The organism is Rothia sp. HMSC069D01, from assembly GCF_001810135.1.
Classification (GTDB): Bacteria; Actinomycetota; Actinomycetes; order Actinomycetales; family Micrococcaceae; genus Rothia.
In genome coordinates, this window is sequence record NZ_KV800108.1 from 295,899 (window position 1) to 319,617 (window position 23,719).

The 23,719-nt window shown below is 61.6% G+C and carries 20 protein-coding genes; 18 read left to right on the top strand and 2 right to left on the bottom strand.

Translation table 11 applies throughout. From position 1 onward, the window contains the following. Nucleotides 1–59 precede the first annotated feature (59 nt). Nucleotides 60–782, bottom strand: coding sequence for a hypothetical protein (locus HMPREF2710_RS09555; protein ID WP_070599985.1), 723 nt, complete (start codon nucleotides 780–782; stop codon nucleotides 60–62). Nucleotides 783–959: 177 nt separating this feature from the next. Next, the gene (locus HMPREF2710_RS05620; protein ID WP_070599987.1) at nucleotides 960–1,700 is read right to left on the bottom strand and encodes a hypothetical protein; all 741 of its coding nucleotides are present in this window, start codon (nucleotides 1,698–1,700) and stop codon (nucleotides 960–962) included. Between the two features lie 292 nt (nucleotides 1,701–1,992). Between HMPREF2710_RS05620 and pyrR the strand changes: the two genes are divergently transcribed. From pyrR to HMPREF2710_RS05710, 18 genes are all read left to right on the top strand, one after another. After that, a complete protein-coding gene (gene pyrR, locus HMPREF2710_RS05625; RefSeq protein WP_070599989.1) occupies nucleotides 1,993–2,661 on the top strand; it encodes a bifunctional pyr operon transcriptional regulator/uracil phosphoribosyltransferase PyrR in 669 nt (222 codons plus the stop codon). Then, on the top strand, nucleotides 2,658–3,659 hold the full coding sequence (locus tag HMPREF2710_RS05630) for an aspartate carbamoyltransferase catalytic subunit (protein ID WP_070599991.1): 1,002 nt from the start codon (nucleotides 2,658–2,660) through the stop codon (nucleotides 3,657–3,659). The genes pyrR and HMPREF2710_RS05630 overlap by 4 nt, the downstream gene beginning before the upstream one ends. A gap of 30 nt (nucleotides 3,660–3,689) precedes the next feature. Continuing rightward, nucleotides 3,690–4,991, top strand: coding sequence for a dihydroorotase (locus HMPREF2710_RS05635; RefSeq protein WP_070599994.1), 1,302 nt, complete (start codon nucleotides 3,690–3,692; stop codon nucleotides 4,989–4,991). 141 nt (nucleotides 4,992–5,132) lie between these two features. After that, nucleotides 5,133–5,672, top strand: coding sequence for a PH-like domain-containing protein (locus HMPREF2710_RS05640; RefSeq protein WP_005508722.1), 540 nt, complete (start codon nucleotides 5,133–5,135; stop codon nucleotides 5,670–5,672). 165 nt (nucleotides 5,673–5,837) lie between these two features. Continuing rightward, entirely contained in the window at nucleotides 5,838–7,025 is a 1,188-nt protein-coding gene (gene carA, locus HMPREF2710_RS05645) for a glutamine-hydrolyzing carbamoyl-phosphate synthase small subunit (RefSeq protein ID WP_070599996.1), read from the top strand. Beyond that, nucleotides 7,026–10,346, top strand: a complete 3,321-nt coding sequence (carB, locus tag HMPREF2710_RS05650) for a carbamoyl-phosphate synthase large subunit (protein ID WP_070599998.1) — start codon at nucleotides 7,026–7,028, stop codon at nucleotides 10,344–10,346. Continuing rightward, nucleotides 10,346–11,221: an orotidine-5'-phosphate decarboxylase gene (gene pyrF / locus HMPREF2710_RS05655; protein ID WP_070600000.1), complete on the top strand. Its 876-nt coding sequence runs from the start codon at nucleotides 10,346–10,348 to the stop codon at nucleotides 11,219–11,221. Before carB ends, pyrF begins: the two co-directional genes overlap by 1 nt. Nucleotides 11,222–11,630: 409 nt before the next feature. After that, nucleotides 11,631–12,011, top strand: a complete 381-nt coding sequence (gene mihF, locus HMPREF2710_RS05660; protein ID WP_005505949.1) for an integration host factor, actinobacterial type — start codon at nucleotides 11,631–11,633, stop codon at nucleotides 12,009–12,011. Between the two features lie 41 nt (nucleotides 12,012–12,052). Continuing rightward, entirely contained in the window at nucleotides 12,053–12,610 is a 558-nt protein-coding gene (gene gmk, locus HMPREF2710_RS05665; RefSeq protein WP_005505951.1) for a guanylate kinase, read from the top strand. A 288-nt stretch (nucleotides 12,611–12,898) separates the two neighbouring features. Beyond that, nucleotides 12,899–13,357 carry a DNA-directed RNA polymerase subunit omega gene (gene rpoZ, locus HMPREF2710_RS05670; RefSeq protein WP_005508713.1) on the top strand — a complete coding sequence of 153 codons (459 nt, stop codon included), beginning with the start codon at nucleotides 12,899–12,901 and terminating at the stop codon, nucleotides 13,355–13,357. A gap of 30 nt (nucleotides 13,358–13,387) precedes the next feature. Continuing rightward, nucleotides 13,388–14,812, top strand: a complete 1,425-nt coding sequence (locus HMPREF2710_RS05675) for a bifunctional phosphopantothenoylcysteine decarboxylase/phosphopantothenate synthase (RefSeq protein WP_070600002.1) — start codon at nucleotides 13,388–13,390, stop codon at nucleotides 14,810–14,812. A gap of 338 nt (nucleotides 14,813–15,150) precedes the next feature. Continuing rightward, a complete protein-coding gene (gene rapZ, locus HMPREF2710_RS05680) occupies nucleotides 15,151–16,065 on the top strand; it encodes an RNase adapter RapZ (protein ID WP_012903502.1) in 915 nt (304 codons plus the stop codon). 108 nt (nucleotides 16,066–16,173) lie between these two features. Next, nucleotides 16,174–17,226, top strand: coding sequence for a gluconeogenesis factor YvcK family protein (gene yvcK / locus HMPREF2710_RS05685; protein WP_070600003.1), 1,053 nt, complete (start codon nucleotides 16,174–16,176; stop codon nucleotides 17,224–17,226). A gap of 108 nt (nucleotides 17,227–17,334) precedes the next feature. After that, on the top strand, nucleotides 17,335–18,300 hold the full coding sequence (gene whiA, locus HMPREF2710_RS05690; RefSeq protein WP_005505961.1) for a DNA-binding protein WhiA: 966 nt from the start codon (nucleotides 17,335–17,337) through the stop codon (nucleotides 18,298–18,300). A 221-nt stretch (nucleotides 18,301–18,521) separates the two neighbouring features. Next, the gene (locus HMPREF2710_RS05695) at nucleotides 18,522–19,766 is read left to right on the top strand and encodes a ComEA family DNA-binding protein (RefSeq protein WP_070600005.1); all 1,245 of its coding nucleotides are present in this window, start codon (nucleotides 18,522–18,524) and stop codon (nucleotides 19,764–19,766) included. Continuing rightward, the gene (locus HMPREF2710_RS05700; RefSeq protein ID WP_070600007.1) at nucleotides 19,766–21,829 is read left to right on the top strand and encodes a ComEC/Rec2 family competence protein; all 2,064 of its coding nucleotides are present in this window, start codon (nucleotides 19,766–19,768) and stop codon (nucleotides 21,827–21,829) included. Before HMPREF2710_RS05695 ends, HMPREF2710_RS05700 begins: the two co-directional genes overlap by 1 nt. A 154-nt stretch (nucleotides 21,830–21,983) precedes the next feature. Then, nucleotides 21,984–23,018 (top strand): DNA polymerase III subunit delta, encoded by a 1,035-nt coding sequence (gene holA, locus HMPREF2710_RS05705; protein WP_005505965.1) that lies wholly within the window; start codon nucleotides 21,984–21,986, stop codon nucleotides 23,016–23,018. Nucleotides 23,019–23,033: 15 nt separating this feature from the next. Beyond that, nucleotides 23,034–23,681, top strand: coding sequence for a type II toxin-antitoxin system PemK/MazF family toxin (locus HMPREF2710_RS05710; RefSeq protein ID WP_049360827.1), 648 nt, complete (start codon nucleotides 23,034–23,036; stop codon nucleotides 23,679–23,681). The last annotated feature ends 38 nt before the right edge of the window (nucleotides 23,682–23,719 follow it).

A 23,719-nucleotide genomic window follows, 5' to 3' on the forward strand; every position in this document is an offset into this window, starting at 1 on the left:
AGCGCCTTGAGGACGGAGCCCCCGCCCCGCGTGCCCGGTATGCGCTCGTGCAGTATCAGTTACTCACCTTGAGCGGGTGCGGTTGCCTCGTTCGTAGCGTCTGCTTCGCCTCCGCAACCGTTATGAAGGGTTTCAGACTTGATAACAACGAACGCGTTATCTTCAGAACGGCGAACAACAAAGACCCGTCGCGTTAGCTGCGGGTCCTTAAATTTCTTACCCTCAGCAGAGCGAACGTTGCTCCAGTCTTCACAGAACGTGATGGTTGCGCCGGTGTTGTATGAGACAGAACCATCGTCGTTCATGGTTCCATAGGTGACTGGATCGATGTTATTGAAGGCAATTTCGCCCTTGATAGGACCGTGGTTTTCTTCTGTGAACTTTTGAATATTCTCCACTTCTTCCTTTGTGTCTTCCAGGAAGTTTTTATGCACGTATCGGAGCAGCTCTTCATCGCTCGTGTGCTCCAGGCTCCCATGCATCCATGCATTCCAAACGCGTCGGTACTGTTCCAACGCATCGTATGAAGCCTTGAGGGTCGCATCTGCTGCTTCCTTCGACGGGTTATCCAGATCAACGTTCGCACGAATCAGCACGGGCTCATAACCCGTCGGAGTGGGCGAAGGAGTGGGAGTTGCAGAAGCTTCCGCGCTTGCCGACTCAGCGCTCGCGGAGGTGGAAGCGCTCGATTCTGCGCTGACCTGCGCACCACCGGAACAAGCGGACAGGGTGAGCATCATTGCCGCAGAAAGCGCGGCAATAGAACTACGGTTAAACATCATTGTTGGTTCTTTTCTGGTGTGTGGTTGTGCCGATATAGACGGGTAAGGGAAAGGTGACTGGCTGTTGGATACGCAACCGGAGCCCGCAGGCGGGGGAGTGCCCCCTCTGCGGCGCTGAGCGCCTTGAGGACGGAGCCCCCGCCCCGCGTGCCCGGCATGCGCCTCGGTCAGTATCAGCTACTCACCTTGAGCAGGTGCGGTCGCCTCGTTCGTAGCATCTGCTTCGCCTCCGCAACCTTTATGTACGGTTCGCATCTTGGCAATAACGAACGCACCATCCTCTGCACGGCGAATAAAAGTGATTTCTCGCGTCTGCAGAGGTGAATCAACTTTCTCACCATCTACCCGGCGAAGATCGCTCCAGTCTTCACAGTAGGTGATAACCACGCCGGTATTGTATACGCGTGACCCGTCATCCTTAATGCTTCCGTAAATCTCTTTTGTCTTAGCATCACGGAAGATAATATCGCCGTTCGCGGGAGCTTCCTGAGAGAGCTCATAAAAATTCTCTACAGTCTTCTTTACGCTTCCGAGCACGTCTTTATGTACGTACCGGACCAGCTCCTCATCGCTGGTGTGTTCAATATCCCCGTGCCTCCAGGCATTCCAAAGGCGGAAATGCTGCTCCAATGCGGCGTGTGCAGCTTTATTGGTTGCCTCAGCGGCTTCCTTCGTGTTGCTATTCACGTCAATGCTTGGGTAAATCAGTTCGATTTCGGAGCCAGACGGGCCGGTCGGGGTGGGCGAAGGCGTGGGAGTCGCAGTGGGAGTCGCGGAAGCTTCAGTGCTCGCCGACTCAGTGCTCGCGGAGGTGGAAGCACTCGATTCTGCGTTGACCTGCGCGCCGCCGGAACATGCGGACAGGGTGAGCATCATTGCCGCAGAAAGTGCGGCAATAGAAGTACGGTTAAACATCATTGTTAATTCTTTTCTGGTGTGTGGTTGTGTAAACCGCAGAATTATCCACGCAACAACGTGTGGAATTCAGCGGAATGTTATCGGTTGATGTCATTACCCTAACATACATCTGCAGAGCGCACACCCTGCTTTATTCTTTGTCCATTTAGAGACTCGGTGTGCGCTTCATTTCTGCAGCCGCCTCACCGTGAGCGGACTCTCGCCGAACCTGAACGTAGCCTGTGAACTGTGGTACCCTACTAGAAGCACAAAACCTTTAAATCCGTCCCGTGAGGCGGGGAAGGAGACGGCTATGCCTGGGTCAACTGTACCCACATCCGGCGCGAATCAGGGGCGAAATGTAACCGCAGCCCCCCATTCGGCAACCCCTCAAAACGCCTCCGAGGACGCGACCACCGTCGGCCGCACCATCCTCAGCGAGGACGAAATCCGCCGCGCCCTCACCCGCATCGCCTACGAAATTATTGAAACCAATAAAGGCGTAGAAAACCTCGTACTCATCGGCATCCGCTCCCGCGGCGTACCCCTCGCCGTACGACTCGCCGCCCGCATCCAAGCCATCGAGCCGAACTTCAACGCAGAAACACGACTCGGCGCCCTGGACATCACCGCCTACCGCGACGACCAGCGAACCGGCGGCACCACCTCCCCAGATACCGCAGGGGAGAGCATCATGCCCAGCATCGGCATTGAAGGTAAAACCGTAGTCCTCGTTGACGACGTCCTCTACTCCGGCCGCACCGTACGCGCCGCACTCGACGCACTCAACGCCCACGGCCGGCCCGCCCTCGTACGCCTGGCGGTCCTCGTAGACCGCGGACACCGCCAGCTACCCATCCGCGCCGACCACGTGGGCAAAAACCTGCCCACCAGCGCCAGCGAAACCGTACGCGTCGTACTCACCGAAACCGACAACGCAACAGACCGAGTTGACATTATCCAGCTGGGAGGGCTCTCATGAAGCATCTGCTCGACACCCGCGAACTAACCCGCGAAGAAGCCATCGAAATCCTCGACGTCGCCGACTACATGGCGCAGGTCAAGGCCGAAAACCGCACCCTGAACGTGCTGAACGGCAAGACCGTCGTCAACCTCTTCTTCGAGGACTCCACCCGAACCCGCCTCTCCTTCGAAGCCGCAGAGAAGCGCCTGGGCGCCGCCGTCACCAACTTCTCCGCATCTGGTTCCTCCGTGTCTAAGGGCGAGTCGCTCAAGGACACCGCGCAGACCCTCAAGGCGATTGCCGCGGATGCGTTCGTGATCCGCCACTCGGCATCCGGCGCACCGCAACGCCTCGCCGAGGCAGGCTGGACCGACATCCCCGTACTCAACGCGGGCGACGGCACCCACGCACACCCCACCCAGGCACTGCTCGACGCCGTATCCCTGCGCCAGTACAAGGCAGAACGCGACGGCCTCGACAGCCCCCGTGGTACCGACCTGTCCGGCATGCGTGTTCTCATCGTCGGCGACATCCTGCACTCGCGCGTGGCACGCTCCAACCTCTGGCTGCTAACCACCCTCGGCGCGCAGGTCGTCTTCGTCGCACCGCCGACCCTGCTGCCGCTGAACACCGCCTCCTGGGTTGAAGAAGCCGGCGTGGAAATCTTCCACGACTTTGACGAAGCCATCGCCACCAACCCCGACGCCGTCATGCTGCTGCGCATCCAGAAGGAACGCATGAACGCCGCGTACTTCCCCTCCGCAGAGGAGTACACCGAGCTGTGGGGCCTGACCGCCGAACGCTTCGCAACCCTGCAGGCGCAGCCGCAGCCGGTCGCAATCCTGCACCCGGGCCCCATGAACCGCGGCCTGGAAATCTGCACCGAAGCCGCCGACGCCACCAACTCCTGGGTCCTGCGCCAGGTCAGCAACGGCGTGGCGCTGCGCATGGCGGTGCTCTACCTGCTTCTGACCGACGGCTCCAGCGCCAAGCTCTACGCCGGCGACGAATCCTAAACGACCTTCCTAACGAGAGGAACCAACACCATGAGCAAGTACCTGATCAAGGGCGCAAGCCTCTACGGCGAAAAGGTCGCCGACATCCTCATCGAGGACGGCGTGATTAGCCGCATCGCAGAGAACATTGACGCCGCAGACGCACAGGTCGTCGAGGCGGCAGGCCAGGTGGCGCTGCCCGGCCTGGTCGACATCCACACCCACCTGCGTCAGCCCGGCTACGAGGCATCCGAAACCGTCGAGACCGGCACCCGCGCAGCAGCCCTGGGCGGCTACACCGCAGTGTTCGCCATGGCAAACTCCATGCCCGTGGCAGACACCGCCGCAGTCGTTGAGCAGGTTGACCGCCTCGGCAAGGAATCCGCATGGTGCCGCGTGCAGCCCATCGGCGCAGTGACCGTGGGTCTGAAGGGCGAGCGCCTCTCCGACATCGGCGGCATGGCGAACTCCACCGCGAATGTGCGCGTGTTCTCTGATGACGGCATGTGCGTGTACGACCCCGCCGTGATGCGCCGCGCCCTCGAATACGTCAAGACCTTCGACGGCGTTATTGCGCAGCACGCGCAGGAGCCGCGCCTGACCGAGGGCGCCCAGATGAACGAGGGCAAGGTGTCCGCTGACCTGGGTCTGGCCGGTTGGCCCGCCGTCGCTGAAGAGGCAATCATCGCCCGCGACGTGCTGCTGGCCGAGCACCTGGACTCCAAGCTGCACATCTGCCACCTGTCCACCAAGGGCTCCATTGAGGTTGTGCGCTGGGCTAAGTCCCGCGGCGTGCAGGTCACCGCGGAGGCAACCCCGCACCACCTGCTGCTCACCGACGAGACCGCACGCACCTACGACCCGATTTTCAAGGTGAACCCGCCGTTGCGCACCGAAGAGGACGTCATGGCGCTGCGTCAGGCTGTTGCTGACGGCATCATCGACGTGATTGGTACCGACCACGCACCGCACCCGGCAGAGACCAAGGAATGCGAGTGGGCGTGCGCCGCGAACGGCATGACCGGCCTGGAGCAGGCACTGTCCATCATCCAGATGACCCTGGTTGACACCGGCATGATTACCTGGCGCGATGTGGCACGCATCCTCTCCGAGGAGCCCGCGAAGATTGGTCGCCTGGACCACGAGCAGGGCCGCCCGCTTGCCGAAGGAGAACCGGCAAACATTGTGCTGGTCGACCCGAAGGCAACCCGCGTAATCAAGCCGGAGGAGCAGGCCACCAAGGGCAAGAACAACCCCTACCGCGGCATGGAGGTTCCCGGCTCGATTCGCGCAACCTTCTACGCCGGCCACCCGACCGTGCTGAACGGCAAGCTGGCCACCCCGCGCAAGTAACCCGCGAGGCGAACGTACGTGGTGACTGCCCCGCGGTGGCGGGCCTGAACCTGCCACCGCCTCGCCGGGAGCACCGCCCCCAACCTCACCAACCCAGGCCGAGATTATCGACCGAGACCCCAACCGAAAGAGAGAACCTTCGTGGGAAAGTTCCTGACCGCCGTCATCTGCATCGCCCTGGTCGCCCTGTGCATCTACGGCATGTGGCACGGATGGCGCTCGCGCCTGGCACGCCAGGCGAACATGTTCGGCTCCCTCAAGGAAGTTCCCGAACGCTACGAGGGTATGACCGCTGACGCCGCTTTCGAGGGCGAGTACGTCAGCACCACGATTTTCGGTAACTGGCTGGACCGCGTGGGTTTCGATTCGCTCGGCTTCAAGAGCAAGTCCACCCTGCTGATTTACCCGGACAGCATCATCTTCACCCGTAACGGCGCGAAGGACCTGTGGATTCCGGCGAAGAAGCTCGCAGTCATCACCACCGACCGCGGTATGGCGGGTAAGGTTGTGGAGAAGAACGGCCTGGTCGTGATTGGTTGGACCCTGGACGGTCACCGCGTGCAGACCGGCTTCCGCACCCGCTACGCCGAGGATAAGCAGGCGGTACTGCGAGAGCTGCGCCGCATCGCTCCGAACGCGGTGGATGCGCCCGAGAAGTGGGCGGCAGAACCGGAAGCCTAAAACCCGGCGCAATATCGCGGTGTAATATCCCGGCGCACCCACACCCATAGATTTTGCCTGAGGTCAGGCGAACACCCGCCGAAGGCACCATAGACTACCCCGGAACCTGCACGGTAGAGGCCGTACAGGAAGCGGGGGAGAACACCAGAGAAAAGGAAGAAGAGCATGACTGACATGACACGATCCGGCGCCCTGCGTACGGACCGCGCGCTGCTCGTCCTGGAGGACGGCACCGTCTACCGCGGCTACGGCTACGGCGCAACCGGCGCGTCCCTGGGCGAGGCGGTTTTCGCGACCGGCATGACCGGCTACCAGGAAACCCTGACCGACCCCTCCTACGCGGGTCAGATTGTGGTTCAGACCGCTCCCCATATTGGCAACACCGGCGTGAACACCACCGACGCTGAAGCCCCCAAGATTTGGGTTGCCGGCTACGTGGTTCGTGACGCCGCACGTGTGGCATCCAACTGGCGTTCTGAGCGCACCCTTGACGAAGAGCTCATCGAGCAGGGCATCGTCGGTATTCAGGGCATTGACACTCGCGCCCTGACCCGCCGCCTGCGTTCGAGCGGTTCGATGCGTGCGGGCGTGTTCTCCGGTGAGCACGCAGAACGCCCCGAAGCTGAACTGCTGGAGGAGGTGCGCGCCTCCGAGCCGATGGCAGGCCGTAAGCTCGCTGACTCCGTTTCGGTTGACACCGCCTACACCGTTGAGGCGCACCAGTTCAACTGGTTCGCACCTCCGGTCGCAACCATCGTCGCCCTGGACCTGGGCATTAAGGCGATGACCCCGCAGCGTTTCGCTGAGCGTGGCGTGCGCGTGCACGTGCTGCCCGCAAGCGCAACCCTCGAGGACATCTACTCCTACAACCCCGACGGCGTGTTCTTCTCCAATGGCCCCGGTGACCCGGCAACCGCTGACGAGCAGGTTGAGCTGCTGCAGGGCGTGCTGCGTAAGGGCACCCCGTTCTTTGGTATCTGCTTCGGTAACCAGCTGCTCGGCCGCGCCCTGGGCTTCGGCACCTACAAGCTGCCCTTCGGCCACCGCGGCATCAACCAGCCGGTCATGGACAAGACCACCGGCAAGGTTGAAATCACCGCGCATAACCACGGCTTCGCTGTGGACGCGCCGATTGGCGACTACGTAACCGCACCGAACGCCGAGTTCGGTCAGGTCATGGTCTCCCACGTGGGTCTGAACGACAACGTGGTTGAGGGCCTGACCTGTAAGGACATCCCCGCGTTCTCCGTGCAGTACCACCCCGAGGCTGCTGCGGGCCCGCACGATTCCGCCTACCTCTTTGACCGTTTCATCGACCTGATGGTCGCAACCAAGACTGCAAAGGAAGCATAAATGCCTCGTCGTACTGACCTTAATAGCGTCCTCGTCATCGGTTCCGGCCCCATCGTCATCGGTCAGGCAGCGGAATTCGACTACTCCGGCACTCAGGCGCTGCGCGTGCTGAAGGAGGAGGGCGTGCGCGTCATCCTCGTGAACTCGAACCCGGCAACCATCATGACCGACCCCGAGTTCGCGGACGCCACCTACATTGAACCCATCACCCCCGAGGTGATTGAGAAGATTATCGCTAAGGAAAAGCCGGACGCAATCCTGCCGACCCTGGGTGGTCAGACCGCACTGAACGCGGCTATTGAGCTGGGTGAGCGTGGCATCCTCGAGAAGTACAATGTTGAGCTGATTGGTGCAAACATTGAGGCGATTAACCTCGGTGAGGACCGTGAAGCATTCAAGGGCGTGGTGGAACGCGCCGGCGGCGAGTCTGCACGCTCGGTGATTGTTCACTCCATGCCGGAGGCGCTGGAAGCCGCTAAGGAGCTGGGCTACCCGATGGTGGTCCGCCCCTCCTTCACCATGGGTGGTCTCGGCTCGGGTATGGCGTACAACGAGGAAGACCTCTACCGCATCGCCGGCGCCGGTATTCAGTACTCGCCGACCAGCGAGGTCCTGCTGGAGGAGTCCATCCTCGGCTGGAAGGAATACGAGCTGGAGATGATGCGTGACACCAACGACAACGTCGTGGTCGTCTGCTCCATCGAAAACTTTGACCCCGTGGGCGTGCACACCGGTGACTCCATCACCGTGGCACCCGCGCTGACCCTGACCGACCGTGAGTTCCAGAAGCTGCGCGACATCGCGATCAACGTGATTCGCGAGGTGGGCGTGGACACCGGTGGCTGCAACATCCAGTTCGCTATCGACCCGAAGACCGGCCGCGTCATCGTCATTGAGATGAACCCGCGCGTGTCCCGTTCCTCGGCGCTCGCATCGAAGGCTACCGGCTTCCCGATCGCGAAGATTGCGACCAAGCTGTCGCTGGGCTACACCCTGGACGAGATTCCGAACGACATCACCCAGAAGACCCCGGCTTCCTTCGAGCCGACCCTGGACTACGTGGTCGTGAAGGTTCCGCGCTTTGCGTTTGAGAAGTTCCCGGCTGCTGACCCGACCCTGACCACCACCATGAAGAGTGTTGGTGAGGCTATGGCTCTGGGCCGTAACTTCACTGAGGCTCTGCAGAAGGCGATGCGTTCGCTGGAGCAGAAGGGTGCGTCCTTCTCGTTCAAGCCGCTGTCCCTGTCTGAGGCTGAGCTGGCTGAGCTGATTGAGAAGACTAAGGTTCCGACCACTCAGCGTATTTACCAGGTTCAGCAGGCTCTGCTGGCCGGTGCTACCGTGGAGCAGCTGCACGAGGCTACCAAGATTGACCCGTGGTTCCTGGATCAGCTGGTGCTGCTGAATGAGGTTGCCGGCGTGGTTCACGCTAAGCGTGACAACCTTGACCCGGAGACTTTGAAGCTGGCTAAGCGTCACGGTTTCTCGGACGCTCAGATTGCTGAGATTATCGGCTCTTCTGAGGATGTTGTGCGCGGTGTTCGCCACGCTCTGGGTATCCGCCCGGTCTTCAAGACTGTTGACACCTGTGCTGCCGAGTTTGAGGCGTTCACTCCGTACCACTACTCCTCCTACGACCTGGAGGATGAGGTTGCGCACCACGAGAAGCCCTCGATTATGATTCTGGGTTCGGGCCCGAACCGTATCGGTCAGGGTATCGAGTTCGACTACTCCTGTGTGCACGCTTCGCTGGTGCTGCGTTCGCTCGGTTACGAGACCGTCATGGTCAACTGCAACCCTGAGACGGTTTCGACTGACTACGATATTTCGACTCGCCTGTACTTTGAGCCGCTCACCCTTGAGGATGTGCTTGAGATTGTTGAGTCGGAGCGTCGTACCGGCGGCCTGATGGGCGTGTTCGTTCAGCTGGGCGGTCAGACTCCGCTGAAGCTGGCTCGTGCCCTGAAGGATGCGGGCGTGCCGATTCTGGGCACCACCCCCGAGGCTATTGACCTGGCTGAGGACCGCGGCGAGTTCTCCCGCGTGCTGGAGGAGGGCGGCCTGATTTCGCCCAAGAACGGTACCGCGTTCACTTTCGAGGGTGCTAAGCGCATCGCTGACGAGATTGGTTACCCGGTTCTGGTTCGTCCTTCGTACGTGCTGGGCGGCCGTGGCATGGAGATCGTCTACGATGAGGCGAACCTGGCTCGCTACCTGGAGAACGCTACCGAGGTTTCGCCTTCGCAGCCTGCTCTGATTGATAAGTTCCTTGAGGACGCTATCGAGATTGACGTTGACGCCCTGTTCGACGGTGAGGAGCTGTACTTGGGCGGCGTCATGGAGCACATTGAGGAAGCCGGTATTCACTCGGGTGACTCCTCTTGTACTCTGCCTCCGATTACTCTCGGCCCGGACATCATCGCGAAGGTGAAGGACGCTACCGAGAAGATTGCTCGCGGCACCGGTGTGCGCGGCCTGATTAACATTCAGTTCGCGTACGTGTCTGAGAACCTGTACGTGATTGAGGCGAACCCGCGTGCGTCTCGTACTGTTCCGTTCGTGTCGAAGGCTACCGGCGTGCAGATGGCTAAGGCTGCTGTGCTGATTGGTCTGGGTAAGAGCATTGCGGAGCTGAAGGCTGAGGGTTACCTGCCGTCGAACATGGATGGCGCATCCTTGCCGGAGGAGACCGCGATTGCTGTGAAGGCTGCGGTTCTGCCGTTCGCTCGTTTCCGCACTCCCGAGGGTGTTGTGGTGGATTCGCTGCTGAGCCCGGAGATGCGTTCGACCGGTGAGGTCATGGGTCTGGATAAGCACTATGACACCGCGTTCGCGAAGGCTCAGGCTGGTGCTGGTTCGCCGCTGCCGACCTCCGGTAAGGTGTTCATTTCGGTGGCTAACCACGATAAGCGTAACGTCATTATTTACGCGAAGATGCTGGAGTCGCTGGGCTTTGAGATCGTTTCGACCGGTGGTACCGCTGAGATTCTGCGCCGTAACGGCCTGAACTCGGTGATTGTGGCTTCGAAGTTCGCTGAGGCGAATGGCGACCACTCGATTGTGGACATGGTCCGCAACGGTGACATTGACCTGATTCTGAACACCCCTGCCGGTGGTGCTGCTCGTAGCGATGGTTACGAGATTCGTGCTGCTGCGGTTTCGGTGGGCTGCCCGGTCATGACCACCATTTCTGAGTTCGCTGCGGCTGTTCAGGCGATCAATGCTCTGCGTGAGCACAGCTGGGACATCATGAGCCTGCAGGAGCACGGCGTTCAGCTGGCTGCCGCTGTGGATGCTCGTTCCGAGGGTGGCGAGGCGTAATGTCCGCTACTTTTGGTGATCGTCTGGCGAAGGCGATGGCGGAGCGCGGCCCGCTGTGTGTGGGTATTGACCCGCATCCGAACCTGCTGGAGCAGTGGGGTCTTGAGGATTCTGCTGCCGGCCTGGCTGCTTTTACTGAAGCGGTCTATGAGGGTTGCGCCCCGTTTGCGGCGGCGTTGAAGCCTCAGGTGGCGCTGTTTGAGCGTCACGGTTCGGCTGGTCTTGCTGTGCTGGAGGCACTGTTCGCCCGCGCTGCCGCTGATGGTGTGCTGATTGTTGCTGACGCTAAGCGCGGCGATATCGGTTCGACCATGAAGGCGTACGCGGATGCGTGGCTTGGCTCGTCTTCGCCGCTGGGTACCGATTCGGTGACGCTGAGCCCGTACCTGGGCTTCGAGTCGCTGCGTCCGGCACTGGATTTGGCTGATCAGAATGACCGCGGCACGTTCGTGCTGGCGCTGACCTCGAACCCCGAGGGCAAGAGCGTTCAGCACGTGGGCGCGTCGGAGTCTGGTCATTCTGGCGAGTCTGAGGGCGCTGTGGCTAAGCGTATTATCGCTGCGGCTACCGCTGAGAATGCTTCCCGCCAGTGGGAGCAGATGGGCCCGTGCGGTCTGGTGGTTGGCGCGACCGTTGGTCAGGCGCTGGTTGATTTGGGTATTGACCTGAGCGTGTTCAACGGCCCGATTCTGTCGCCCGGTTACGGCGCTCAGGGTGCCTCGGCCGCTGACCTGTACCGTGTGTTCGCGGGCATTGAGTCGCAGGTGCTGGTGAATTCCAGCCGTGGCGTGCTGGCTGCTGGCCCGTCGGTTGAGGGTTTGGCTCAGGCTGCGCAGGCGGCTCGTGATGACCTGTTGGCGGCTCGCGGCGCGTAGTTCGCGTGTTGTGTGAGAGGGGCGTGTGCTCCGGGTGGATTCTGTTGAGGGTCTGCTCGGGGTGCGCGCCCCTTGTGCGTACCTCTTGTGCGAGCCTGTTTTATCGCAATTTTTGGGTACATCTACATGCATAATTTTGCCGCCGCCCGCTCGCGCCGATGCGAGTTTTCTCACCTCTGTAGTGGGGGAGTGTGTTTCCGTCAAGACTCACGCCCGCGGTTCCGCTTTTGATAGGGCGAATACTCCGCTATGCTATAGGGGTACTCTCTGATATTTACGTGCTGACGTGCGTAGACGCATTGTTGGTGCGAGGGTGAGTGCCGCGGGTGGAACGAGGGCTCTTGTGCTATCCGTGTTACATTAGTTGATAAGTAAAATTCTATAACTCGCAGAAATGGGGGACCCAACCATGCCGCTGACTCCGCTAACTGAGGATGCGCGCGCCTCCGCCCGCGAGAAGGCAGTACTTGCCCGAGCACACCGCCAGGAAATTAAGCGTGCACTGAGTGACCGTGAACTTTCCGTGCGTCAGGTGCTTGATATGGTCGATTCCGACCCTGCACTGGCTAAAATGCCGGTGGGGCAGATGCTGCGCGCACTTCCGGGCATTGGTGCCGTTCGAGCTGAACGCATCATTGAAGAACTTCATATTGCACCGACTCGCCGCCTTGGCGGCCTTGGTGTACACCAGCGTCGCAAGATGGTGGAGTACTTCAACCGTAATTCGCGGTATTTGAACCGTGCACGTCGCAGGACTAATACTCTGCCTCCTGAATCTTCTCAGTCCTAACACATCGTGCCTTCAGCCGATGAAGGCGCAGTAAGGAAGCTATGTCTCAGCCGACTCTCACCGTACTGGCTGGCCCCACTGCTGTTGGCAAGGGTACGGTGTGCCAGTACATTCGTGAGAACTACCCGAACGTGTGGTTCTCTGTTTCCGCTACTACTCGTGATCCTCGCCCCGGTGAGGTTGACGGTACTCACTACTATTTCGTTTCGATGGAAGAGTTTGACCAGATGATTGCTGACGGTCAGATGCTTGAGTACGCTGTGGTGCACGGTAAGAACAAGTACGGTACTCCGCGCGCTAAGGTCCAGGAGGCCCTGGACGCTGGCCGCCCGGTGATTCTTGAGATTGACCTGCAGGGTGCTCGCCAGATTCGCGAGACCATGCCTGATGCCCGCCTGATTTTCTTGGCTCCTCCGAGCTGGGATGAGCTGGTGTCGCGTCTGGTGGGTCGAGGTACCGAGAGTGAGCAGGAGCAGGCTCGTCGCCTTGAAACCGCGAAGGTTGAGCTGGCTGCTGAGAAGGAATTTGACGTCACGGTCGTCAACGACTCTGTTGAGCGTGCGGCGAAGGAGATTGCTGAGCTGATTGGCGCCGCCTAATCTGCATGCTTTGCGTTTGCGGTGGGGCTAGAGTTTCTTCCGACCTGTAGTTCTGCCGTGAGGCGTTGTGAAGGGTGGGGGTTTCGAAGAGTTTTCTTCGGAGCCCCCACCTTTTTGACTGGCCTGATACCTTTTTGTCCGGGCTGGTACGTGCGTTTTAGCCGTTGAGAGGGTAGAATGGTTCTTTAGTTTTGACCGTGCCCTCAGTGTGCCCGGTTTGCGCCATAGCGCGAACGGTGTGCGGGGGCGTTCGGTACGTACATTCCATCAAGCTATTTGGAGTTTTTAGTGGCAAACGAAATCAAGGAACACGAGGACTACAACTTCGTTGACGGTGTCGCTCCCGAGGGCATCGTGAGCCCCAGCGCTGACGCGCTGATTGAGAAGGCGGAGTCCAAGTACGGCCTGGTGATTTTCGGTGCCCGCCGTGCACGCCAGATTAACGCGTACTACGCTAACCTGCAGGACAATACTGCTGCGCACGTTGGCCCGCTGGTTGACGCTGAGTCGAACGAGAAGTCCCTGTCGGTGGCAATGCGTGAAATCATTGCTGACCGTGTTGTGGCGGAGCACCGCCCGGACGCTAAGTTCGACGAGGACGGCTACCCGGTTCCCGAGGATCTGTCCGCTGTGATTGATTTCAGCGCGGCTGAGTTCTCTGGCGCTATCGAGGAGGAGTACATCCCCGCAGGTAGCGAAGAGGTTATTGCTATCGAAGAGGTTATCCTCGACGAGTCCGCTGAGTAATCTGCTTCTACAAGGATTCTTTGACGTACCATGCGCATTATCGTTGGTATTGGAGGGGGCATTGCTGCGTACAAGGCGGCGATGCTCCTTCGTCTTTTTGCGAAGAATGGCGACGAGGTAATCGCCATGCCCACCCCGAACGCGACGAAGTTCGTGGGTGTTCCCACTCTGGAGGCGCTGAGCGGCAACCCCGTCTCAACGGATGTGTTTGACCGTGTGCCTGAGGTGAACCACGTGCGCCAGGCTGAACAGGCTGACGCTGTGGTGATTGCCCCGGCGACTGCTGATTTGCTGGCTCGTTTGGCGGCTGGTCGTACGGATGATCTGTTGTCCTCTACGGTGTTGACGACGCACGCCCCGGTGATTTTGGCGCCGGCGATGCACACCCAGATGTGGGAGCATCCGGCGACTCAGGCGAATGTGCAGACTCTGCGTTCGTGGGGTTATCACGTGATTGAGCCTGCGATTGGGCGTTTGACGGGCCCGGATTCTGGTCCGGGCCGCATGCCTGAGCCGGAGGATATTTTCGCGGTCGCGCTGGATGTGATTGCCCGCTTCCCGAAGGGTCAGGTGCACCCGGTGTACACGCCCGGTTACGCGCCGACTGAGCCCCTGTACACGGGTACGGAGCAGGAGCGTATGGCGGCGGCGCGTGCGGCGACGCTGACTTCGGCGCTGCTGGGGCAGGTTGATGCAGGCCAGGGTGAACCCAGCCAGGCAACTGGCGCATCCGAATCGCTGCATGGTCCTCTGTCCGGTCGCCTCGTGGTCATTACCGCCGGCGGCACCCGTGAGGCGCTGGACCCGGTACGTTTCCTCGGCAACCGTTCGACCGGCAAGCAGGGTGTGGCGCTCGCGGAGGCGGCACGCGACCTGGGCGCGACCGTGCACCTGATCGGTGCGAACCTTGAGGTTCCCGCGCCGGAGGGTGTGCAGGTGACCCGCGTGGTGAGCGCCCTGGATCTGCGTGAGGCGACACTTGAGGCGAGCGCGGCGGCGGATGTGCTGATCATGTCTGCGGCGGTGGCTGATTTTAGGCCCGCCGAGTTTGCCGAGTTCAAGATTAAGAAGAGCGCCGATTCTGAGGATGCGCCGGTGATTCAGCTGGTACGCAACCCGGATATTCTGCGTGAGGTCGTGGTGCGCCGCCAGCAGGCTCGTAAGGCGGGGGAGAGCACCCTCGGCCCGAAGCTCATTGTTGGTTTTGCGGCGGAGACCGGTTCGGCGGAGAAGACTCCGTTGGAGCTGGGTCGTGAGAAGCTGCAGCGTAAGGGCACGGACTTCTTGGCGGTCAATACGGTGGGCGTGAATCGTGGTTTCGGCACGGACGATAACACGATTACGTTGCTGTCGACCCTGAATGATGAGGCGCCGGTGTTCTCCGGTTCGAAGAAGGAACTGTCGGTGCGCCTGCTGGAGCATGTGGCGGCTTTCCTGCCTGAGCTTTCTGCCTGAGTTTTCGTCTAAGGCAACCTGGCGCATCCGCGTAAAGTTTCGCAGCGTTTATAGTGTGGAGCCCGTGCGGTACTTCCTGTGGGAGGTATCGTGCGGGCTTTGCTGTACCCTCCGTAGCTCTGCCGCCTGCCTCTTTCTGTAGACCCCTCGGGGAGCATTATGTGCAAGCACTTGTGATGCGGGTTTCTTTCTTCTGGGGTTCCTTCTGGGGTTCCGCCGGGGGAGCATCTCATATTTCTGTCATAGTGGTGAAATTTCTGACCGTACCCCTGAACCGTCAGATAAAGGTCTAGTATCATGGCATAGAGAGTATTTCGCGTTGAAGGGGAAGAAGCACCATGCCCGAGAATCAGAGCAAGCCCGCCACGGTACAGCCCGCCCAGAGTGAGGAGCGTCCTCAGATTCTGGTGATCACCGGTATTTCCGGTGCAGGCCGCAGCACCGTCGCAAACGTACTGGAGGATGAGGGCTGGTACGTTATCGATAACATCCCGCCGCAGATGCTTGGTTCCCTGGCTGATTTGGTGACCCGCGACGGTGCGCGAGTGCCGAAGGTGGCGCTCGGTATTGACGTCCGCGCCCGCGCACTGTTCTCTGATTTGCCCGCTGCAATTGAGACTTTGCGCAAGTCCGATATTGACTTCTCCATGCTCTTCCTTGACGCCAAGGACGAGACCATTATTGCCCGCTACGAGGCTCAGCGCCGCCCGCACCCGCTGCAGGGTGAGGGCCGCGTCCTCGACGGTATCCGCGCTGAACGCACTCTCTTCGAAGGTCTGCGCCTCGCTTCTGACCGCACCATTGACACCACCGGCATGAACGTGCACGAGCTGGCTCGTACCGTGCGTGAAATGTTCGCTGAGGGTGCGGATAAGAAGCTGAACCTGACCGTGATGAGCTTCGGCTTCAAGTACGGTGCGCCTTCGGACGCTAACTACATGGCTGATATGCGTTTCATCCCGAACCCGCACTGGGTTCCGGAGCTGCGCCCCCTGACCGGTCAGGACGCCCCGGTGCGCGACTACGTGCTGGAGCACGCAGGCACCGAGGAATTCATCAGCAACTACCTTGCGGCTCTTCGCCCCGTGCTTGAGGGCTACCGCCGTGAGGGTAAGTACTATGCCACCATCGCAATTGGCTGCACCGGTGGTAAGCATCGTTCCGTGGCTGTGACGGAGGAACTGGCTCGTCGTCTCTCTGCTTTCGGTGAGCTGAACGTGAATGTTCAGCACCGCGACAAGGGTCGCGAGTAAGTTCCGCCCGGCGCGTCCCAACCACCGCGTCGTGTTTCATTAGCCGCCGTCCGGCCCCGCACCCGTGGGGCCGGCATACCATTCCTTCCGGGTATGTGAGGTATTACTATGTCCACCCATTCGACCAGTTATGACACTCAGGGTATTCCGCGCCTGCCGGCTCTGCCGACTCAGGCTTTGCGCCTGTTGAAGACCACGCACCGTTCGCCGAAGGTCACGGCGATGGGCGGCGGTCACGGGCTGTACGGTTCCCTGTCTGCGTTGCGCCATGTCACGCCTGATTTGACGGCTGTTGTGACGGTTGCTGATGATGGCGGCTCGTCGGGTCGTTTGCGTGAGGAGATGGGTATTCTCCCTCCGGGGGATTTGCGTATGGCGCTTTCTGCGCTGTGTGATGACACCGGTTGGGGTCGCACGTGGCGTGATGTGATGCAGCATCGTTTTAGCGCGCCCGAGGGTTATGAGGGCGAGTTCCCGCTGGATTACCACGCACTCGGTAACCTGCTGATTGCGACTCTCTGGCAGCTGCTCGATGACCCGGTTGCCGGTCTGGACTGGGCGGGCGCCCTGCTGAATGCGCGCGGCCGCGTGCTGCCGATGGCGCTGGATCCGATGGTCATTTACGGCACTGTGCTGCGTGAGCATAACGGCGGCGGTATTGAGCGTGTGAAGGTGGTCGGCCAGGTGAACCTCTCCAAGGAGGAACGCGTTCACGATATTGGTCTGTCTCCCGCAAATGCGCGTCCTTGCCCGGAGGCGCTCTCCGCTATTGAAGAATCCGACTGGATTGTTTTGGGCCCGGGTTCGTGGCGTACGTCGGTTCTGCCGCATCTGCTGCTGGACGCTCAGCGTGAGGCGATTATCCGCACGGAGGCGCGCCGCTGCGTGGTCATGAACCTCTCCGACGATAAGGAGACGGTCGGCTTCACCCCGGCAACGCACCTGGATTTGTTGCGCCAGTACGCCCCGAAGCTTCACCTTGACGCGGTGATTGCTGACGCTGACATGCAGGCTGATCACCGTTCCGAGCTGGAGCGTGAGGCTTCTGCGATGGGTGCGAAGGTTGTGTGGGCGCATCTGCGTTCGAGCTCCCAGCCGAATGTGCACGACCCGCTGAAGCTTGCGGCTGCGTATAACGAAGCGTTTGAGCTGAGCTCCTAGGTTTACTGGCTTGGGTTTGCTGCTCAAGTGTGTTGCTTGAGCTGGCTGTTATGTGCGCCCTTTTTCCTGATTTTTAGACTTAAACACTACGCCTAGAAGGACCTGTTCATGGCATTAACCACGCTCGTCAAGGACGAACTCGCCAACTACGAGGCAACGAAAGTCTCTGCTCGTAAGGCAGAAATCTCTACGATTCTGCGTTTTACCGGAGGCCTGCACATTGTCTCGGGGCGAATTGTGGTGGAGTCTGAGGTCGACCACGAGGCAACCGCCCACCGCATGCGCCGCACCATCGCGGAGATTTACGGCCACGACTCTGAGCTGACCAGCGTCAGCGGTGGTGGCCTGCGTCGAGGCGGCCGCTACATTGTGCGTGTGGATCACGGCGGTGAGGCGCTGGCTCGCCAGACCGGTCTGCTGGATCTGCGCGGCCGCCCGGTGCGTGGCCTGCCGCCGGCCGTGGTGAACGGCTCCCTGCAGGACGCCGAGGCGGTCATGCGCGGCGCGTTCTTGGCGCACGGTTCGCTGACTGAGCCGGGTCGCTCCTCCTCCCTGGAGATTACCTGCCCCGGTCCGGAGGCGGCGCTCGCGCTGGTGGGTGCGGCTCGTCGCCTGGACATTATTGCGAAGGCACGCGAGGTGCGCGGCACCGACCGTGTGGTGGTGCGTGACGGCGAGACGATTTCGCAGCTGCTGGAGCGTATGGGTGCGACCGGCACCCTGACCACGTGGCGTGAGGCGCGTACCCGCAAGGAGGTTCGTGCGACCGCGAACCGTCTGGCGAATTTTGATGATGCGAACCTGCGCCGTAGCGCTCAGGCGGCTGTTGCGGCGAGCGCCCGCGTGGAGCGTGCCCTGCAGATTCTGGGTCATGAGGCGCCGGATCATCTGCGCTATGCCGGTGAGTTGCGTGTGCTGCATAAGCATGCGTCGTTGGATGAGCTGGGTCGTCTGGCTGATCCGCCGATGACGAAGGACGCGATTGCGGGCCGTATTCGTCGCCTGCTGGTGATGGCTGATAAGCGTGCTTCGGAGCTGGGCGTTCCGGGTACTGAGTTGCCGCGTGAGGACTAAGCGAAGGCTAGATTCTGCTCTTAAACGGTGCGGGCAGCTCGTGTGGCTGAGGTGTTTGTGACGGTTTTATGACAAACCAAGCCCCTCCGTTTTTGAACAAAAACTGCATATTTTTCAAAAATGAGCCTGTGGATGGCCCCTTTCGCGTTGTGCGAGGGGAGTTATCCACAGGTTCTTTGCGTGTGCTCGTGCGTTCGCGCGCGTGAGCCTAGGGTAGGGGTATGACGAGCATGACCCCCAACCACGAGCAGAACAACCTGCAGAACCCGAGTGCTGCACCGAACAACGGTGCTTTGCAAGACAACGCACCCCAGCAGGGCGGCGCGCAGCGTAGCGCCCGCTCCCTGATGAACAGCCTCTACCGCAGCCCCCGCGCCCGCAAGAACGGTACGCCGGATGCCGAGGACACCGTGCCGCTGGCTATTGCCGCTGAGGTAACGCCCGCGGAGGCGCCTGCCGAAGAAGCTGAGGCACCGCAGCCTGAATCTTCGCTGCCTAATTCTTCTCAGTCCGGCACCGCACAGCCCAGGGCGAGCCAGCCCGTACCTACCAGCAAGCCCGCGGCATCCCAGCCGGAGTCGAATGGTTGGGCTGACTGGGATCAACAGCCCGATTGGAACGAGGTGGACGACTGGGCGGAGTGGGAGCAGGCTGATCAGCCCGGCACCACCCGCAGTGCCCGTTGGGGCTTGTCGCCGCGCGTGCTGCTTCTGGTGGCGGTGTTGGTGTTGGTTGCCGTGGTGTGGGGTGTGACCCAGTTTTCGGCGGCGCCGCGTGCCGAGCAGCTTGCCTCCCCGAGCGCTTCCGCCGAGTCGGTGCAGGCGGTGGGCGCCCAGCAGAGCCCCGGTGCTCAGCCCGGCGCCCAGTCTACTGCCCAGCCGGGCGCTCATCCGAGTGAATCTGCGCAGGGTGGCGCCTCCGGTGAGGCTACCGTGCGGGTGCACGTGGCGGGTGCCGTGAACAACCCCGGCGTGTACACGTTGCCCGCGCAGGGTCGTGCCGTGGATGCGATTGCCGCCGCCTCCGGTGCCGCCGCGGATGCTGACCTGGACCGCGTGAATCTTGCCGGTGCGCTCAGTGATGGGGTGCAGATTTATGTGCCGCATCGTGGCGAGACGGCTGCTCCGGCGCAGATTCAGCCTAACGGTGGTACGGCGAATGCGGGTCAGGGTAACGCGGCGAATGGTGCAGCGCAGAACGGCGCTTCGCAGGGTGGCACTCAGCCTCAGCCTGCACGCACGCTAACTCCTGCAGGCAGTGCGCAGAAGGGTTCAACCCCGGTGAACATTAACACCGCCACCGCTGAGGAGCTGCAGACCCTGCCGCGTATTGGTCCGGCGATGGCTCAGCGCATTATTGCCTGGCGTGAGGCGCACGGCGGTTTCCGTAGCGTGGATGAGCTGGATGCGGTGCCCGGCATTGGTCCGTCGATGCTGGAGAATTTGCGCCCGCTGGTGACGGTCTAATGCCCCGGCAGAATCGCTTGCAGAACCCCAGGCCGAACCGCGTGCAGAACCGCCAGCAGGTAGGGGAGCGGGAACTCTTTCCCGGTTCCTTGCGCCTCACCCGGCACCTCACCGGGTCGGCGGCTACGGCGTATGACCGTGCCCGCTACCGCTGGAGCATCGGCGCTGAACGGTGGCGTACTCGCCGTGATGAGCAGGAGCTGCGCGCCCAGGGAAGCCTCATTCACCTGGACCTTCGTCTGAGTTTTACGGTGCTGGCACTGTGGGCTTTTACCGCGGCGGCGCTGACCGTGGGCACGTGGCGGGTGGTGCATCCGCTGGCGTGCGTGCTCATTGCCCTGCTGGGGTGCCTGGCGATTCTGCTGTTCTTTCCGCCGCGTGCGGCAATGCCCTACAGCCTGCTCTTTCGCACGACCGGTCAGCTGGTTTTTCTGGCGTGTATTGTCACGGTTCAGGCGGTGCTTTTGTGCGCTACGGGGGTGGATGCATCCCGCGCCACCCTACAGCAGGCGCAGGGCGCCTCGCTTCGTCTGAATGGCACGGTGGAGCAGGTTCGCCGCGTGGATCCGCGCACTACTCTGGTGGTCATTAAGCTGGAGGAAATTCAGGGGCGGAGCGTGCGTGCGTTGGTGAATGAGCGGGTGCGTGTGTATCGGCGTGACGGTTCGGCAAAGAGCGCCGCGCAGCGCCTGGAGGCACGTTCGGCGGCGAGCTCGGCAGCTCAGCAACAGGGGAGCGGTACCGCGCGCTCGCAGGCGATTTATCCAGGCATGAAGGTGACCGCCCTCGGCACGGTGGAGTTCAACGGTTCCACGGCGAAGCTGAGCGGCGCGACTATTTTTCCTGCGCCCGCCTACGGTACCGGGTCGAACGCTGTCACCCGGACGGCGGCGGAGCCGTACCTGTCCACGCTCAAGGAGCAGTTGCGCACCCGCGCCCTAGACACCCTCGGCACGGAGTCTGCGGCACTGGTTTTGGGCACCGCCTACGGGGACGATTCGCTGATGAGTTCCACCGCGCGGGAGGAGTATAAGCTCAGCGGGCTCAGCCATATTACGGCGGTGTCCGGGGCGAATATTGCCATTGTGTTTTTGGGTGCGTACCGGCTGGTGCTGGCGGTTCGTCCGTACCGTTTCGCCAGCGCATACCTGCTGTTCCGTTCCTGGATGCAGTGGTTGCGGGGGAGATGCACGGCTCGTTCTCGCCGCCCCGCCCACTCTCAACAATCGGCCTACCCTCAACAACCTACCCCGCCAAATGCCCACGCCCTGCCGCCGCTCGTGCACCGGCTGAGCACCTTCGCCATTCCGCACCGCGTCATGGTGCTGTGCGGGGTTGCGGCGGTGCTCGCCTACGCCATGCTGCTGGACTCTGAGGGTTCCGTGATTCGTTCCCTCGCCATGGGTCTGCTCGGTGCTTACGCGATGCTGCGCGGTTCGGGTCGCCAGTCTTTGGCGGCTCTGCAAACCACGGTGCTGATGTGTCTGCTTGCCGCCCCGCACCTCGCCGTGGATATAGGGTTTGCCCTGTCGGTGACGGCAACTTCCGCGCTGATTCTGCTGGGTCCTCCGCTGATTCGCCTGCTCATGCGCCTCATGCCGGTGTTCTGCGCGGAGATGCTCGCCGCGCCCATCGTGGCGTCCCTGTGGTGTACTCCGCTGATTTTGGCGATGAGCGGTACGGTGCCGCTCTATTCGGTTCCGGCGAATCTGGTGGCGGCTCCTTTGGCGCCGTTGAGTATGCTCGCCGGGCTGGCGGCGCTCGGATTCATGCTCCTGGGCCTGCCCGAGCTGGCGGATGTGTGCCTGCGTGCCGGTGGGCTTGCCGCGCAGGGTATCGAGTGGGCGGCGCATACTGCCGCGCACGCGCCGGGTAACCCGTGGGAGCTCGGTTCGAGCGTGCCCGCGGTGGTGGGCAGCGCCCTCTGCGTGCTGGCGTTGAGCGTTGCCCTCTGGTGGGTGGATGCGCGCCGCTACCGTGCGGTCACGCACCGGCAGTATTTGCGGGTAGTACCGCAAATCGCGCCCTCCTATCAGCGCCCCAATCAGCCCGCCCGGTCTTAACCGACTAACCGTGACCGACTACCGCTAACCACCGCTAGGAGGCATCTGAGAAGAAAACGCTATGATGGATACTCGAGACTCTACCCGCGCCGCACCCCGCGCGCAGCGGGGCCGAGTTCAGCCCGTACCCTGCAGATAAAGGCGAGTGATAAGCGTGTCCGAGCGTAAGCGTTCAACCCAGCGTGGTGGTTCCCGAGGCTACGCCCGCCGAGGCGGCCCCGCCCTCGACACCGCGTGGCGTACCGTCACCCCGGCACCCGCCGTCATGCTCTACGGCCCGGAGGAGTACTTCGCCTCCCGTGCCGCGGCACGCCTGCGTGAGCTGTTCCGCAGCATCCACCCGGAGGTGGACCGCGTTCAGATTAACGCCGCCACCTACACGGCGGGGGAGCTGATCCTGCACGCTTCGCCCTCCCTGTTCGGTTCGGCGAAGATCATTGAGGTTGAGAACGTCGCCTCCATGAGCGACGAGTTTTTGACCGATACGCTCGCCTACCTGAACGCCCCCGAGCCGGACATCATGCTCATTCTGAACCACTCGGGCGGTAACCGCGGCAAGAAGCTCATCGACCTGGTGCGTTCCCAGTTCGTGCTCATTAACTGCAAGGCGCTCAAGACCGACCGTGAGAAGAGCGAGTTCTTGGCGGGGGAGTTTGCCGCCGCTCAGCGCCCGATTACCGGCGGCGCTCTGGCGTTGCTGACGGCCGCCGCCTCCGACACTGCTGAGCTTGCCGCCGCATGCCAGCAGCTGCTCTCAGACGTACCCGGCGACATCACCGAAGAGGCTGTGAACCGCTACTACGGCGGCCGCACCGAAGTCACCGCGTTCCGCGTCAGTGACGCCGCGATTTCCGGTAACGCCCCGGAGGCTCTGCGTCTGCTCCGCCACTCTCTCGCCACCGGCACGGAGCCGATTCCGATGCTGGGCGCGCTCGCCATGCGTATCCGTAATATTGCGCGCGTGCACCACGTGCGCATGAGCGCTAACGAGCTGGCGCGTGAGGTGGGTATGTCACCGTGGCAGGTTGAGCAGGCTCAGCGTGACGGCCGCCGTTTTACCGGCGCCCAGTTGGCGCATATTGTGCAGCTTCTGGCTGATGCGGACGCCCAGCTGAAGGGTGAGTCGCAGGACGCGGTGTATGCGGTGGAGCAGGCTGTTTTGGCGATTGCTCTACCTCCGCGCCTGTAGTGCATAATAGAGCCCATGCTCGAAATTCTGAAGAAAATTTTCTTTGCCCTGCTGCCCTTCCTGCAGAAGGCGGCAGAGGATGCCCTCAACGACGCTACTGCGTCTAAGGGCGGCTCCGAGTCCTCCCAGAAGAGTGAATCCCGCAAGGATGAATCTCGTCAGCGTGAGGCTCGTACCTCCGGCTCTTCGACGCCTAAGCCGAGCGCCTCGAAGTCTTCCTCGGCACCTAAGCCTTCCGCACCGGCTTCGACCGGCGCATCCGACGGTTCGGATTACCCGGGCGATTACCGCGACATAATCAACTTTGAGTACTCGCCCTCCCTGGACGGCGACGCTGACCCGGGTGAAATCGTGTGGACGTGGGTTCCCTTCGAGGAGGACCACTCGCAGGGTAAGGACCGCCCGGTGCTTCTGGTGGGTCGTGACGGTGAGTACCTGCTGGCGCTGATGATGACCAGCAAGGACCACAATAACCGTGAGCACGCTGACCCGAACTACCTCGATATTGGTTCGGGTCCGTGGGATCCGCAGGGCCGCGCTTCTGAGGTGAAGCTGAACCGTGTGATTCGTGTTCGCCCGGATGCGATGCGCCGTGAGGGTGCGATTATGCCGGAGGATACGTTCCGCCTGATTGAGCGTGCGTGGACTCGCCATAACGGCTAACGCCCTGTGCCGGTAGTTTTGCCGGTGGCCGGCGCCGG